This window comes from Rhodococcoides corynebacterioides NBRC 14404 (assembly GCF_001894765.1).
Taxonomy (GTDB): domain Bacteria; phylum Actinomycetota; class Actinomycetes; order Mycobacteriales; family Mycobacteriaceae; genus Rhodococcoides; species Rhodococcoides corynebacterioides.
In genome coordinates this window covers 790,983-805,964 of record NZ_BCWV01000002.1, presented here as the reverse complement: position 1 = coordinate 805,964, position 14,982 = coordinate 790,983, and the positions used below count along the sequence as shown (strand labels likewise).

Sequence of the window (14,982 nt, the reverse complement as noted above, 5' to 3'; positions counted from 1 at the left end):
GAACGGTATCGGGGTTCACCCCCATGTCGCGGCCGCCGACGCGTGGTCCCGAATTCAGGGTTCGCCCCGATGTGCCGACGGCCGACGATCAGCAGGATGAATGCCATGACCACGTCCACCGCTTCCGTGCAGCTGTCCGAGATCTGGCGAACCCGACCGTCCCGGCTCCCCGATGCCGGGCCCGGCGCGGGCGTCGCCGCGGGTGTCGCACACCGGTACCGGGTCGATCCGGTGCTGGTGCGCGTCGCGTTCGTCGTCTCCACCCTGTTCGGCGGGTCCGGACTCGTGCTGTACCTCGCCGCGTGGCTGACGTTCCCCCGAGCGGGCGAGACCACGTCCGCCGCGGAGTCGCTGCTCGGTCGCGGCCGCAGCTCCGAGTCGCAGACCACTGCCGTCGTCCTCGCCGTGGTGCTCGCGATCGCCCTGGTCAGCACCGGCCCGATCGGCGCCGGATCGGGCCTCGTCTCGACGATCGCCATGCTCGGCGGGTGGTACCTCCTCCACCGCCGCACGCCGGAACCGCCGGCCCCCGTCGGCGCGCTCGGCGACCCCGGTGCGCCGTGGCCCGTGACACCGCCCGGACCGGGAACGCCGCTGCCGGAACAGCATTGGCCGCATTCGGCGCCGCAGCAGTGGTCCCCCTACACCCGACTCCCCGAGCGCTACGTGCCCGATCCGCAGCCGGCGTCCGCGACCGGGAACGCTCCGGTCTCGCTGAGCAAGGACGGCAGGAACGGCGAGAACTCCGACAACGGTGGGAACGGCGGGAACGGCGGGAACGGCACGGACGGAACCGGTTTCGCACCGGCCGCGCCGCCCGCCTGGGACCCGCTGGGTGTCGCGCCCTTCGCGTGGGATCTGCCCGAGCCCCGCCGCGCGGCCGCCCCGGCCGTCGCCGCACCACGGTCGTCGCACCTGACGTCGACCACGATCGGCATCGCGGTCGTCGCGTCGGCCGTGACGGTCGCGCTCGGCACCGTGTTCGGAAGTTCGTGGGTCTCCGCGACCACCGTCGGCGCCGTGGCCCTCGCCGTGATCGGACTGGGACTCGTCGTCGGCGCGTTCCGACGACGCGGCTACGGACTGCTCGTGGTCGCCGGTCCGCTCGCCGGATTCGTCGTCGTGTCCGCCCTGGTCGGCGTCGACGCCGGCGCCCCGCGGATGGGCAACGTGACGGCGGCACCGACGACCATGACGGCCCTGGCCGACTCCTACTCGACCTCCATGGGCAACGTCGAACTCGACCTGCGCGGACTCGAGTTGACCGAGGATCGCCGGATCAGCGTCGACACGACGGTGGGCAATGCCGAGGTCACCGTGCCGTCGTCGATGAACGTGGTGGTGACCTGCAACTCGAACGTCGGGAACAGGGACTGCATCGGCAGCCCCGGTGTGCGCGTCGACGGGACCGCCGGCCCGGACGCCCCGGTGCTCACCCTCGACGCGACCACCACCCTCGGCAACGTGGAGGTCACCCGTGGATGAGTACACGCCCCGCATCGACGCCGACGGAACCCGGGACGCGACCGACGCGACCGACGACCGTCGGCGCGGTCCGTCGCTCGTGCTGTTGGTCTCCGGCCTGGCGACGACGGCCCTCGCGGCCGTCGTCCTGGCCGGAGTCGACCCGACCCCGTGGTTTCAGTGAGTGGTGACCCGGTCCGACCGGGACCGAGCGGGACTCACTCCCACTCGATGGTGCCGGGGGGCTTGCTGGTCACGTCGAGTACCACGCGGTTGACCTCGCGGACCTCGTTGGTGATGCGCGTGGAGATGCGTTCGAGGACGTCGTAGGGCAGGCGGGTCCAGTCGGCCGTCATCGCGTCCTCGCTCGAGACCGGACGCAGCACGATCGGGTGGCCGTAGGTTCGGCCGTCACCCTGGACGCCGACGCTGCGCACGTCCGCCAGCAGCACCACCGGGCACTGCCAGATCTGCGCGTCGAGCCCCGCGGTGGTCAGTTCCTCGCGAGCGATCGCGTCGGCGTGACGCAGGGTCTCGAGCCGATCCGGGGTGACCGAGCCGATGATGCGGATCGCGAGGCCGGGGCCGGGGAACGGCTGGCGAGCGACGATCTCCTCCGGCAGCCCCAGCTCGCGGCCGACGGCGCGTACCTCGTCCTTGAACAGCAGTCGCAGCGGTTCGACCAGGGAGAACTGCAGGTCCTCGGGGAGGCCGCCGACGTTGTGGTGGCTCTTGATGTTGGCCGTCCCCGTCCCGCCGCCGGACTCCACGACGTCGGGATACAGGGTGCCCTGGACGAGGAAGTCGATGCTCTCCCCGTGCGCGGCGCTGTCGCCGAGCTCGGCGGACACGGCGCCCTCGAAGGACCGGATGAACTCACGGCCGATGATCTTGCGCTTGGTCTCGGGATCGGAGACCCCGTCCAACTCGCGCAGGAAGGTCTCGACGGCGTCGACGGTCACCAGGCGTGCGCCCGTCGCGGCGACGAAGTCCTGCTGCACCTGCTCGCGCTCGCCCGCCCGCAGCAGACCGTGGTCGACGAACACGCAGGTCAGTCGGTCACCGATAGCACGCTGCACCAGCGCGGCGGCCACGGCCGAGTCCACACCACCGGACAGACCGCAGATCGCGCGTCCGTCCCCGACCTGCTCGCGGACCTGCTCGACCAGGGCGTCGGCGATGTTGGCGGCGGTCCAGGCGGGGGCGATGCCGGCGATGTCGTGCAGGAAGCGCGAGAGCACCTGCTGGCCGTGCGGGGAATGCAGCACCTCCGGGTGGTACTGGACCCCCGCGAGTCGGCGGGCGCGGTTCTCGAACGCGGCGACCGGCGCTCCGGCGCTGGTGGCCACCACCTCGAAGCCTTCGGGCGCCGCGGTGACCGCATCGCCGTGGCTCATCCACACCGGCTGCGTGCCGGGAAGTCCGTCGTGCAGGGTGCCGCCGGAGACGGTGAGGTCGGTGCGGCCGTACTCACGGGTGCCGGTGTGGCTGACGGTGCCGCCCAGAGCACCGGCCATGGCCTGGAAGCCGTAGCAGATGCCGAACACGGGAACGTCGAGGTCGAAGATTGCCGGGTCCAGTTGCGGTGCGCCCTCGGCGTACACGCTGGACGGGCCGCCCGAGAGGACGATGGCCGACGGCTTCTTCGCGGCGATCTCCTCGACGGACGTGGTGTGCGGCACCACCTCCGAGAAGACCCGGGCCTCGCGGACGCGACGGGCGATCAACTGCGCGTACTGGGCACCGAAATCGACCACCAGCACCGGGTTCGCGTTCCCGGTGGCCGCGGCGACCGCTTCCGTCTGACGTGTCTCGTCCGTCTCGCTCACGCGGTCAGTCTAGAGAGCGCCGCCGCGCTCACGCCGCGCCGGTGCTGCTGGGGACCCGGGTGTCCTCCTGCTGCACCGCCGGGGTGCGGGACCCACTCGTGATCGCGACGATGGGCAACCGCAGTGCCGCCGGCGCGTGCTCGGGCACGACGGGGCTGTGCGGGGCGATCGGCTGGAGCCGGCGGTACGCCTCGCCCTGGGCGGGGCGCAGGTCCTCCTCGCCCTTGTTTGGCCACAACGACGCCGCCCGCTCCGCCTGGGCCGAGATGGTCAACGACGGGTTGACGCCGAGGTTCGCCGACACGGACGAGCCGTCGACGATGCTCAGCGTCGGGTAGCCGTGCACCCGGTGGTACGGGTCGATGACGCCGTCCTTCGCGTCCTCGGAGATCACGGCCCCGCCCAGGAAGTGCGCGGTGAGCGGGATGTTGAAGATCTCGCCCCAGGTGCCCCCGGCGACGCCGTCGATCTTCTTCGCGATGCGGCGAGTGGCCTCGTTGCCCACCGGGATCCAGGTGGGGTTCGGCTCGCCGTGACCCTGCTTGCTGGTGACGCGGCGACCGAACGGCCCACGCTTGGTGTAGGTGGTGATCGAGTTGTCGAGGTTCTGCATGACCAAGGCGATGATGGTGCGCTCGCTCCAGTGCCGGGTGTTCATCATGCGCACGAACCGGCGCGGGTTGCGGCCCACCTCGCCGAGGAACTTCGCCCAGCGCGGGGTCCGTCCGCCGCCGTCGGTCATCAGCGTCTGCAGCAGACCCATCGCGTTGGAGCCCTTGCCGTAACGGCACGGCTCGATGTGCGTGTCCGGCGTCGGATGGAACGACGACGTGATGGCCACGCCGCGGGTGAGGTCCACCGAGGGATCGTGGGTCAGCTTGCCCGCGCCGACGATGGACTCCGAGTTGGTCCGGGTCAACCGGCCCACCGTGGGCGAGAGCTTCGGCAGCGCGCCGGAGTCCTTGTGCGCGTGCAGCAACTGCTGCGTGCCCCACGTGCCGGCGGCCAGCACCACGTGCCGTGCGGTGTACTGCGTGCGGTCCTTGCGCACGCGGGCCCCGGTCCGCTGGGTGGACACCACCCACGAGCCGTCGGACTGCGGGGCGAGGTCGGTCACCGTCGTCATCGAGATCACCTCGGCCCCACCGCGCTCGGCCAGGCCGAGGTAGTTCTTGAGCAGCGTGTTCTTCGCGTTGTGTCGACACCCGGTCATGCACTCGCCGCACTCGATGCAGCCACGCCGGTCCGGGCCCACCCCGCCGAAATAGGGGTCCGGGACGGTCTTGCCGGGCTCGTCGCCGAAGAACACGCCGACCGGGGTCTGGATGAACGTCTCCCCCACGCCCATGTCCTCGGCCACCGACTTCATGACCTCGTCGGCCGGGGTCATGTGCGGGTTCTGCACCACGCCGAGCATCTTCTGCGCCTGCTCGTAGAACGGGGTCAGCTCGTCGTGCCAGTCGGTGATGTGCGCCCACTGCTGATCCTGGAAGAACGACCGCGGCGGCTGGTAGAGCGTGTTGGCGTAGTTGAGCGACCCGCCGCCGACGCCGGCGCCGGCGAGGATCAAGCAGTCCCGCAGCAGGTGGACGCGCTGGATGCCGAAGCACCCGAGGGCCGGTGCCCAGAGGAACTTCTTCAGATCCCAGCTGGTCTCCGCGAACTCGTGGTCCTCGAACCGCCGACCCGCCTCGAGCACACCGACCCGGTAGCCCTTCTCCACGAGCCGCAGCGCGGTCACGCTGCCGCCGAAGCCGGATCCGACGACGAGAACGTCGTAATCACGTGTGGGGGTCGACTGGCCACGCATGCGGGCACCTTTCGCCGGGATCGGTGAGGAACGCCACTGATCCTAGCGTAGGTGTGAACGCCGGTGACAGAAACCGGCGGTGTTCCCGCGGCGAGCTCAGCCGCGGATGTTCAGTCCCACCTTCTGGAACTCCTTGAGATCGGAGTAACCCGACTTGGCCATGGACCGTCGCAGTCCGCCCACCAGGTCGAGCGAGCCGAACGGATCCGTCGACGGCCCGAAGAGCACCCGATCCAGGCTCGGCCGGTCCTCGCCGAACGCGGCCTCGAGCAGCGCGCCCCGCGGCATGGACGGGTGCGCGGCGGCCGACGGCCAGTACCACCCGCGGCCGGGGGCCTCCTCGGCCACGGCGAGCGGAGCGCCGAGCACGACGGCGTCGGCGCCGCACGCGATGGCCTTCGCCACGTGGCCCGACGTCGTGATGTCGCCGTCGGCGAGCACGTGGACGTACCGGCCGCCGGTCTCGTCCAGGTAGTCCCGACGCGCCGCGGCGGCGTCGGCGATGGCCGTGGCCATGGGCACACCGATGCCGAGGACCTCACCGGTGGTGGTCGCACCCTCGGTCGAGCCGTAGCCGACGATCACGCCCGCCGCACCGGTTCGCATGAGGTGCAGCGCGGTGCGGTGATCGCTCACGCCACCGGCGACGACGGGCACGTCGAGCTCGGCGATGAAGGTCTTGAGGTTCAGCGGCTCCTCGCCACCGGCGGAGACGTGCTCGGCCGAGATGATGGTGCCCTGCACCACCAGCAGATCGACACCCGCGGCGACGAGGCCCGGGGTGAGCGCGAGCGCGTTCTGCGGACTGACCCGCACGGCGACGGTGACTCCCGCCTCGCGCACGCGGGCGACGGCGGCGGCCAGCAGGTCCGGCTGCAGGGGCGCGGCGTGCAGTTCCTGCAGGAACGCCACCGCGGCGTCCGCGTCGACCTCGCGGGACGCGATGTCGGTGAGCCGCTCGATCGCCGCATCGACGTCCGCGTGACGTGCCCACAGTCCCTCGCCGTTGACGACGCCGAGGCCACCACGCTTGCCGAGTTCGATCGCGAACGACGGCGAGACCAGCGCGTCCGTCGGGTGGGCGACGACGGGGATGTCGAACCGGTAGGCGTCGAGTTGCCAGGCGGTCGAGACGTCCTTCGACGACCGCGTCCGCCGCGACGGGACGATGTCGACGTCCTCGAGTTCGTAGGTGCGACGGGCCGTGCGGCCCATGCCGATCTCCACCAGGTCGCGCACGCGCGTGCCTTCTTTCTCGGTACTTGCTTCGGAGGTTGTCGGTGCCGGTGACCGGATGCAGCCGGGTCAGCGAGCGGTGTAGTTGGGAGCCTCGACGGTCATGGTGATGTCGTGCGGATGGCTCTCCTTGAGTCCAGCGGAGGTGATCTGCACGAACTGCGCTTCCTGCAGGTGCTCGACCGACGTCGACCCGGTGTAGCCCATCGCGGCCCGCAGCCCGCCGGTCAGCTGGTGGATGACCTGCGAGAGCGGCCCGCGGAACGGCACCCGGCCCTCGATGCCCTCCGGGACGAGCTTGTCCTCGGCCAGCACGTCGTCCTGGAAGTAGCGGTCCTTGGAGAAGGACTTCGCGGCGCCGCGCCCCTGCATCGCACCGAGCGAACCCATGCCGCGGTAGCTCTTGAACTGCTTGCCGCCCACGAGGATCAGCTCACCCGGCGACTCGGCGGTGCCGGCGAGCAGCGATCCCAGCATCGCGGTCGACGCGCCGGCGGCCAGCGCCTTGGCGATGTCGCCCGAGAACTGCAGGCCACCGTCCGCGATCACCGGCACCCCGGCCGGCTTGCACACCGCGACGGCCTCGAGAATGGCGGTGATCTGCGGAGCGCCGACACCGGCGACGACGCGCGTCGTGCAGATCGAGCCGGGTCCGACGCCCACCTTGACCGCGTCGGCGCCGGCCTCGACCAGCGCGCGGGCCCCGGCGCGGGTGGCGATGTTGCCGCCGACCACCTGCACCCGGTCCCCGACCTCGGCCTTGACCTTGCTCACCATCTGCAGGACCTGCGAGTTGTGGCCGTGGGCGGTGTCGACCACCAGCACGTCGACGCCCGCATCGGCCAGGAGCATGGCGCGGGACCAGGAATCGTCCCCGACTCCCACGGCGGCACCGACGAGCAGGCGGCCGTCACGGTCCTTCGTCGCCAGCGGATGCTGCTCCGTCTTGACGAAGTCCTTGACGGTGATGAGTCCGGTCAGCATGCCCTTGCCGTCGACGATGGGCAGCTTCTCGATCTTGTGCCGACGCAGCAGGCCCAGCGCGGCGTCCGCGGTCACTCCCTCGCGCGCGGTCACCAGCGGCGCCTTGGTCATCACCTCCGCCACGGTGCGGGACTGATCCACCTCGAAGCGCATGTCCCGGTTGGTGATGATGCCGACCAGTTCCCCGCGCTCGTCGGTGACCGGCAGCCCGGAGATGCGGAACTTCGCGCACAGGGCGTCGACCTCGGCGAGCGTGTCGGTGGGCTTGCAGGTGACCGGATCGGTGACCATCCCGGCCTCGGACCGCTTGACCACCTCCACCTGCGCGGCCTGATCCTGCGCGGAGAGGTTGCGGTGCAGGACGCCCATGCCACCGGCGCGGGCCATGGCGATGGCCATACGCGCCTCGGTGACGGTGTCCATGGCGCTGGACACGAGCGGCACGCGCAGTCGAATGTCGCGGGTCAGCTGGCTGGAGGTGTCGACCTTGCTGGGAATGAGGTCCGACGCGGCCGGAATCAGCAGCACGTCGTCGAAGGTGAGTCCGAGCATGGCCACCTTGTTCGGATCGTCGCCGCCGGTCCGGACCGCCGGGGCGACGTGGTCGGCGACACCGGACCCCGCCGTGCTCGAGATGTCGGGTGTGGTCATGTGAGCGGCCCCTCCTGAAGTGACGACGTGCCGTTCCGGCCGGTCCCGATCGTATCCGCCGCCCATGTCACGGAACGACCCGCATCGGTCCGTAGCGGTGGCGCGGACAGGGCCTCGCTGCGTACCGTGGTCGACGTGCGTGATCAATTGCCCCCCGGTCTCCCACCGGACCCGTTCGCCGGTGATCCCGCCGACCCGTCGGCGGCTCTCGACGCGATCGAGCCCGGTCAACCCCTGGACCCGCAGGAGCGACTGGCCGTCGAGGAGGATCTCGCGGATCTCGCGGTCTACGAGGCTCTGCTGGCCCACCGTGGCGTGCGCGGTCTGGTGGTGTGCTGCGAGGACTGCCAGCAGGACCACTTCCACGACTGGGACATGCTCCGCGCGAACCTGCTGCAACTGCTGGTCGACGGGACCGTTCGACCGCACGAGCCGGCGTACGACCCCATTCCCGACGCCTACGTCACGTGGGACTACTGCCGCGGGTACGCGGACGCCTCGATGAACGACGCACTGCACGGCGACGGCTTCGACGCCTGAGTCTCTTCCCCTGACGACGACGAACGCCCGCCGACCTCGCGGTCGGTGGGCGTTCGTCGTACGGGGTGACCCTAGTTCGGCGTCTGGTTGCCCGCGTCCGGTGCGGCGGCCGTGGGCAGGACCGGGGCGGTGCTGGGCGCGATCGGGAGCCGGAGGATCTCCGGCGGCACCGTCACCGTCGTGGTGGGCACGGGCAGTCCCGGCAGCGCCGTGGGCACGGGGAACGGCAGAGTCGGGAAGTTCGACGGCAGCGGAATCGCCGGCAGCGACGGGAGATCCGTCGGGACCGGGATGTCACTGGGCAGGGGCGACAGATCCTCGGGCAGCTGCGGGGTCTCCGGCACCGTGGTGTCCGGCGCGACCGGGGCTGCGGGCGGCACCGGAATGGTCGGCGGTGTCAGCGTGGACAGCTGCTGGTTCAGCCGCGTCCACCACCCGAGGAGCTCGGCGCGCTGCTGCTCGTCCCGCACGGCCGGGGTGCGGGTGGCGGCCTCCGCCAGCAGCGTGCGTGCCTGATCCGCGTCGCCACGAGCAAGTGCCGTCTCGACGTTCTGCAGCGCCGACGTCGTCTCCACGCGGGCCGCGGTGGACTGCGCCTCCTGAGTGAAGACGACTTCCTTGACCTTCCACAGCGGGTCGCCCGGCTCGGCCCCGAAGGACACCGCGGACACTCCGCCCGCCAGGAACGCCACGGCCGCGGCGGCCCCGACGACGGGACGCAGGAATCGAAGTCGGCTCCGGGCGCGACCACGATCGGCCGCGCTGTCCCGATCGCGGTCCATGGCGGCCACGATCTCGTCGAGCGACGGGCCGGCCGGCATGGGCGCGGAGACGATGTCCTCGCGCCACTCCGCCAGCAACGCGGCCAGTCGATACTCGTCCGCATCCGCCGTGGCGACCGGACCGTTCCCGGCGATCGCCTCGATGAGGGCGTCGTCTCGCCGCACGGCCATCAGATCGACGGGATCGTTCTCGTCGTCGAGCGACCGGTCGCGGTCCGCGCCGCGCCCCGTGTCACGGGCCATACCTGTCACCTGCTCCCACTACAGCCGTCTTCAGCTTCGCCAATGCCCGGTGTTGCGCCACACGAACGGCGCCCGCGGTGCTTCCCACCGCGGCAGCCGTCTCCTCCGCCGACAACCCGACCACCAGGCGAAGCACCAGGATTTCGCGGTGCTTGTCCGGCAGAGTCGAGAGCAGCTCGGTCATGCGGCGTCCTGCCTCCGAGTCCAGCGCCCGTTGCTCGGGGCCTTCCTCGGTGGACATGACATCCGGAACATCGGCCATGGGTTCGGATTTGTTACGCGACGTACTCCGATGGGCGTCGGCGACCTTGTGAGAGGCGATTCCGTAGACGAACGCCATGAACGGACGGCCTTGATCCTCGTAGCGGGGCAGCGCCGTCATGACGGCGATGCACACCTCCTGGGCGACGTCGTCGGCCGACATCTGCCCGCGGTCACCGGCGCCCACGCGAGCCCTGCAATAGCGGACGACCAGCGGGCGGACGGTCTCGAGCACGATCGCCAGGGCGTTGCGATCGCCGCGGGCCGCCGCGGCGACGGCCGCGTCCAGCCGCTCGTCGATGACGGTCATGAACTCACCCCCGCGACGCCGCTCCCGACCCGCCCGTCGACCGGACGTGCTTCCCGGCCGACACCGCCGGTCGGGAACAGACTCAGGATAGTCGGCGCAGAAGTTCGTGTGACCGAACAGTCCGCTTCTGCGCCGTCGCTCACCGGAACGGCCCTCCCCGCGCACGGAGGACCGCGGCGAAGCGGGCACGGTCCGCGGCGGCGATCGGGTCCCCCACCGCGTCCCCGATCGCCGCCGCCGCCCAGGCCAGGGGCAGAAAATCGCCGTCGACGGCCTCGCGCCGAACCTGCTCGGCCCGGAGCGCCACCCCGTCCCGCCCCGCGACCAGTGCGGCCGCCGTGCCGACCACGGCGGACTTCACCCGGTGCCGCGCCGACGCGAGATCCACGGCCAGGCGAGCGGCGTCGTCGGCCCAGCGCTCTGCCGCACCGCCGTCACCGGACGCCATCGCCAGTTCGGCGCGCACCCAGCGGTAGCGCACGGCGGCGCGGTGCGCCTCCCGGTCCGGGACGCAGCGGTCGAGAATCGTCGCTGCTCGGTCGAGGAGCACCTCGGCTCGTCGATACCGGCCGGGTCCGAGAGCGTCGGCGGCGAGACCCACCACGGCGTCGACCGCGGTGACCGTGGCCCGACGCACCCCCACCTCGGCCAGAGCGCGGCCGTCGAGGACGGCGGCCAGGCGGTGATCGCCGCCCTGACGCACGAGTGACGCCTCGAGACACCAGGCCGACGACCGGACGACCGGGTCGGGCGAGACCCGCAACGCAGCGGCCTCGCTGTGGGCGCGGGCGTACCACCCCCGACCCCCGACCTCCGCCGCACGTCGCCAGGCCTCGAGATCCGTCACCCGTGCCACGCTAACGAGTCCGCTCGAGGAGAGTTTTCCCAGTGTTCACACGGAGCGTCGGGGGCCGTGCAGTAACGCACCGTGGTCACCGGTGTGACGCCGGTGTTACGGGTGGGGTGCGGTGTGCGCCGCACCAGACCCACGTGACGGTCACGTTACAAATTCGGCCGCGGACTGTGGAAATCACCACGAATCCGGACTGTTGACGCTCTTTCGGACCCCTTCGTACGGTTGCTCTGCTCCTGGTGAGAGGCCTCACCGGAGCCGGTGACCGTCGCCCCCGCGAGATCCGCACACCACCGGTTGCCACCCGAACGCAGGAGGACGTCATGCCCCAGCCCGAGAACCTTCCCGGACCGAACGCCGACATCTGGGACTGGCAGATGCACGGTGCGTGCCGCGGCGTCGACTCGTCCGTCTTCTTCCACCCGGACGGCGAGCGAGGACGCGCCCGCGCGCAGCGGGAGGCACGTGCGAAGGAAATGTGCCGAGAATGCCCGGTGCTGCGACAGTGCCGCTCGCACGCTCTGGCGGTGAACGAGCCCTACGGCATCTGGGGTGGGCTCAGCGAGGCCGAACGCGACGCCCTGGCCCGCCGCACGCGGCGGCGCATCGCGTCCTGACCGGCGGTCTTCCTGCCGACCCACCCGACGACGAGACCCCACCGGATCGATCCGGTGGGGTCTCGTCGTGTTCGGGCCGAGCGGGGCGCTCGATCAGTGGCTGTGGCCGTGTCCGTGACCCTCGTCGCCCTCGTCCTCGACGGGCTTGTCGACGATGGTGGACTCGGTGGTGAGAATCATCTTGGCCACCGACGCCGCATTCACGACGGCGGAGCGAGTGACCTTGACGGGGTCGATGACACCGTCGGCCACCAGGTCGCCGTACGTGAGCGTCGCGGCGTTGAAGCCGGTGCTGTCCTCGGCGTCGGCGAGCTTGCCGACCACGACGGACCCGTCGACCCCCGCATTCGAGGCGATCCAGAACATCGGCGCCCGCAGGGCGAGACGGACGGCCTCGACGCCGATGGCCTCGTCACCGGTGAGCCCCAGGCCGCCGACCAGTCCACGCGAAGCGTGAACCAAAGCGGCACCGCCGCCGGGGACGATGCCCTCCTCGACGGCCGCCTTCGCGGCGTTCACGGCGTCCTCGACCCGGAACTTGCGTTCCTTGAGGTCGGTCTCGGTGGCGGCGCCGACCTTGATCACCGCGACACCGCCGGCGAGCTTGGCCAGCCGCTCCTCGAGCTTCTCGCGATCCCAATCCGAGTCGGTGGCCTCGATCTCGCGTCGCAGCTGCGCGACACGGTCGGCGATGGCCTCCGCGGTGCCCGCGCCCTCGACGATCGTGGTCTCGTCCTTCGAGACGACGACGCGCCGAGCGGTGCCGAGCAGGTCGAGGCCGGCGTCCTTGAGCGTCAGGCCCAGATCGGCGTTGATCACGGTGCCGCCGGTGACGACGGCCAAATCCTCGAGGAACGCCTTGCGGCGGTCGCCGAAGAACGGCGCCTTGACGGCGACGGCCTTGACCGTCTTGCGGATCGAGTTGACCACCAGGGTGGAGAGGGCTTCGCCCTCGACGTCCTCGGCGACGATGAGGACGGGCTTGCCGGCCTCGGCGATCTTCTCGAGCAGCGGCAGGAAGTCGGGCAGCGACCCGATCTTGTCGCGGTAGAGCAGGACGCGCGCGTCCTCGAGCACCGCTTCCTGACTGTCGGCGTCGGTGACGAAGTAGGGCGAGAGGTAACCCTTGTCGAACTGCACGCCCTCGGTCACGACGAGCTCGGAGACCAGCGAGCTGGACTCCTCGACGGTGACGACGCCGTCGGTGCCGACCCGGGAGAGGGCCTCGCCGACCATCTGTCCGATGACCTCGTCGCGCGAGGACACGGTCGCGACCTGGGCGACGGACGTCTCGCCCTCGACCGGCACCGCCGCGGCGCGCAGCGCCTCGGTGACGTGGTCGACGGCCTTGCTGATGCCGACGCCGAGCGCGATGGGGTTCGCACCGGCGGCGACGTTCTTCAGGCCCTGACGCACCAGGGCCTGGGCCAGCACCGTCGCGGTGGTGGTGCCGTCGCCGGCGACGTCGTTGGTCTTGGTGGCGACGCTCTTGACGAGCTGCGCGCCAAGGTTCTCGAACGGGTCCTCGAGCTCCACCTCGCGGGCGATCGAGACACCGTCGTTGGTGACGGTCGGTCCCCCGAACGCCTTCGCGAGCACCACGTGGCGGCCGCGGGGTCCGAGTGTGACCTTGACGGCGTCGGCGAGCTTGTCGACGCCCTTCTCCAGGCTGCGCCGGGCAGCCTCGTTGAATTCCAGTTGCTTGGCCATACGGCTGACGGCTCCTCGTCGGTCGGACGTAACGCAAGCCGCCCCGGGCCACTGAGGGACACCGGGGCGGAGAGCGTGGGGCTTACTTGGAGATGACTGCCAGCACGTCGCGTGCGGACAGGATCAGGTACTCCTCGCCGGCGTACTTGATCTCGGTGCCGCCGTACTTGGAGTAGATGACCGTGTCACCCTCCTTGACGTCGACCGGGATGCGGTTCCCCTTGTCGGTCACGCGGCCTTCGCCGACGGCGACCACGGTGCCCTCCTGGGGCTTCTCCTTGGCCGTGTCGGGGATGACCAGACCGGAGGCGGTCGTCGTCTCGGCCTCGACGGCCTGGACGAGGATCTTGTCCTCGAGCGGCTTGATGTTCACGCCTGCCACGATGAGCCCTCCACTTTCACACGTTCGGTGTCGCGGCCGAGGGTCGTCCTCGGCCGTCGTGTCTTCATGTCCACCTGCGCGAGCAGGATCACTTGCCGTGACGCTGTAGATCGACGTCCCGTCGTCGCGGGTGCCGGGCCGTCGACCCTGGCGTCGTCTAGCACTCTATACATGCGAGTGCCAGCACTCAACCTCTTCGACTGCCCGATGTCTCGGCCATCGCCGCCCGCACGCGCGGGGCCACCTCGGTGCCCAGGAACTCGATGCTGCGCAGCACCTTCTCGTGCGGCAGCGTGCCCACGCTGATGTGCAGCATGAACCGGTCCAGGCCCAACAGGCGGGACATCGAGACGATCTTCTCCGCCACCGTGTCCGGCGACCCCAGCACCAGTGAACCCTGCGGCGAGCGGGCCGCGTCGAACTGACCGCGGCCGATCGGCGGCCACCCGCGCTCACGTCCGATGTGCGACATCGCGGTGCGATACGGATCGAAGAACTCGTCCGCCGCGGCGTCGTCGGACTCGCCGACGTAGCCGTGCGCGTGCACGGCGAGCGGCGTGCGCGGCTTGCCGAATTCGTCGAGCGCCCGGCGGTAGAGGTCACCGAACGGCGCGAACCGGGCCGGCTCGCCCCCGATGATCGCCAGCGCGACGGGCAGTCCGTAGGACGCCGCGCGGACCACCGACTGCGGGTTGCCCCCCACACCCACCCAGACCGGCAGCGGGTCCTGCTGCGCACGGGGGTGGACGGCCTGGTCGGCCAGGGCGGGACGGTGGCGTCCGCTCCAGGTGACACGGTCGGAGTTCGCGATCGCCACCAGCAGGTCGAGCTTCTCGGCGAAGAGCTCGTCGTAGTCCTCGAGCCGGTAACCGAACAGCGGGAAGGATTCGGTGAAGGACCCACGGCCCGCGATGATCTCGGCCCGGCCGGACGAGAGCTGATCGAGCGTCGCGAAGTCCTGGTAGACACGCACCGGGTCGTCGGAGCTGAGCACGGTCACCGCGCTGGTGAGTCGAATGCGGGACGTCCGGGCCGCGATGGCGGCGAGCACGACGGCCGGCGCGGACGCTGCGAAGTCCGCTCGGTGGTGCTCGCCCACGCCGTAGACGTCGAGGCCGACTCGATCGGCCACCTCTGCTTCCTCGACCACCTCGCGGAGCCGCTGCCCGTGGCCGCGGACGGTGTCGACCCCGACCTCGGGGTAGGTCTCGGCGAAGGTCGTGATGCCCACCTCGAAGGGGGTGGGATCGACGTTCCGGTGGTCCGACGCTCCTGACACGCGGGTCTCACATCCTTTTCTCGTCGCGACG

General features: G+C 70.8%; 14 protein-coding genes. 4 read left to right on the top strand and 10 right to left on the bottom strand.

Going from position 1 to position 14,982, the window contains the following annotated elements; genetic code table 11:
- The first annotated feature begins 105 nt into the window (after window positions 1-105).
- Both RC2_RS05215 and RC2_RS18875 read left to right on the top strand, forming a co-directional pair.
- Window positions 106-1,485, top strand: a complete 1,380-nt coding sequence (locus tag RC2_RS05215) for a PspC domain-containing protein (protein WP_068150871.1) — start codon at window positions 106-108, stop codon at window positions 1,483-1,485.
- Window positions 1,478-1,648, top strand: a complete 171-nt coding sequence (locus RC2_RS18875) for a hypothetical protein (protein WP_156509762.1) — start codon at window positions 1,478-1,480, stop codon at window positions 1,646-1,648. The genes RC2_RS05215 and RC2_RS18875 overlap by 8 nt, the downstream gene beginning before the upstream one ends.
- 34 nt (window positions 1,649-1,682) lie before the next feature.
- On the opposite strand, the gene guaA is transcribed toward RC2_RS18875, so the two are convergent.
- From guaA to guaB, 4 genes are all read right to left on the bottom strand, one after another.
- Window positions 1,683-3,227: a glutamine-hydrolyzing GMP synthase gene (gene guaA / locus RC2_RS05210; protein ID WP_068150896.1), complete on the bottom strand. Its 1,545-nt coding sequence runs from the start codon at window positions 3,225-3,227 to the stop codon at window positions 1,683-1,685.
- Window positions 3,228-3,321: 94 nt separating this feature from the next.
- Window positions 3,322-5,103 carry an FAD-dependent oxidoreductase gene (locus RC2_RS05205; protein WP_068150874.1) on the bottom strand — a complete coding sequence of 594 codons (1,782 nt, stop codon included), beginning with the start codon at window positions 5,101-5,103 and terminating at the stop codon, window positions 3,322-3,324.
- A gap of 96 nt (window positions 5,104-5,199) precedes the next feature.
- Entirely contained in the window at window positions 5,200-6,342 is a 1,143-nt protein-coding gene (locus tag RC2_RS05200; RefSeq protein ID WP_068150877.1) for a GuaB3 family IMP dehydrogenase-related protein, read from the bottom strand.
- 66 nt (window positions 6,343-6,408) lie between these two features.
- The gene (gene guaB / locus RC2_RS05195) at window positions 6,409-7,875 is read right to left on the bottom strand and encodes an IMP dehydrogenase (protein WP_068105962.1); all 1,467 of its coding nucleotides are present in this window, start codon (window positions 7,873-7,875) and stop codon (window positions 6,409-6,411) included.
- Window positions 7,876-8,109: 234 nt separating this feature from the next.
- Here guaB and RC2_RS05190 point away from each other — a divergent pair, with 234 nt between their 5' ends.
- Window positions 8,110-8,514, top strand: coding sequence for a DUF5319 domain-containing protein (locus RC2_RS05190; protein WP_068105965.1), 405 nt, complete (start codon window positions 8,110-8,112; stop codon window positions 8,512-8,514).
- A gap of 71 nt (window positions 8,515-8,585) precedes the next feature.
- Here RC2_RS05190 and RC2_RS05185 read toward each other — a convergent pair whose 3' ends face one another.
- The 3 genes from RC2_RS05185 to RC2_RS05175 form a co-directional block, all read right to left on the bottom strand.
- Complete coding sequence (locus tag RC2_RS05185) at window positions 8,586-9,539, bottom strand: anti-sigma-D factor RsdA (RefSeq protein WP_068150880.1); 954 nt, start codon at window positions 9,537-9,539, stop codon at window positions 8,586-8,588.
- Window positions 9,529-10,110: a sigma-70 family RNA polymerase sigma factor gene (locus RC2_RS05180; protein WP_068150882.1), complete on the bottom strand. Its 582-nt coding sequence runs from the start codon at window positions 10,108-10,110 to the stop codon at window positions 9,529-9,531. Before RC2_RS05180 ends, RC2_RS05185 begins: the two co-directional genes overlap by 11 nt.
- 139 nt (window positions 10,111-10,249) lie before the next feature.
- Complete coding sequence (locus tag RC2_RS05175; protein ID WP_072681121.1) at window positions 10,250-10,957, bottom strand: hypothetical protein; 708 nt, start codon at window positions 10,955-10,957, stop codon at window positions 10,250-10,252.
- A 329-nt stretch (window positions 10,958-11,286) separates the two neighbouring features.
- Between RC2_RS05175 and RC2_RS05170 the strand changes: the two genes are divergently transcribed.
- Window positions 11,287-11,580 (top strand): WhiB family transcriptional regulator, encoded by a 294-nt coding sequence (locus RC2_RS05170; protein WP_068150887.1) that lies wholly within the window; start codon window positions 11,287-11,289, stop codon window positions 11,578-11,580.
- A 93-nt stretch (window positions 11,581-11,673) separates the two neighbouring features.
- Here the strand turns inward: RC2_RS05170 and groL are convergent, their stop codons facing one another.
- The 3 genes from groL to RC2_RS05155 form a co-directional block, all read right to left on the bottom strand.
- Window positions 11,674-13,290 (bottom strand): chaperonin GroEL, encoded by a 1,617-nt coding sequence (gene groL / locus RC2_RS05165; RefSeq protein ID WP_068153254.1) that lies wholly within the window; start codon window positions 13,288-13,290, stop codon window positions 11,674-11,676.
- Window positions 13,291-13,372: 82 nt separating this feature from the next.
- On the bottom strand, window positions 13,373-13,672 hold the full coding sequence (gene groES, locus RC2_RS05160) for a co-chaperone GroES (RefSeq protein ID WP_027503792.1): 300 nt from the start codon (window positions 13,670-13,672) through the stop codon (window positions 13,373-13,375).
- Between the two features lie 187 nt (window positions 13,673-13,859).
- Window positions 13,860-14,951: an LLM class flavin-dependent oxidoreductase gene (locus tag RC2_RS05155; protein ID WP_068153251.1), complete on the bottom strand. Its 1,092-nt coding sequence runs from the start codon at window positions 14,949-14,951 to the stop codon at window positions 13,860-13,862.
- Window positions 14,952-14,982 lie beyond the last annotated feature (31 nt).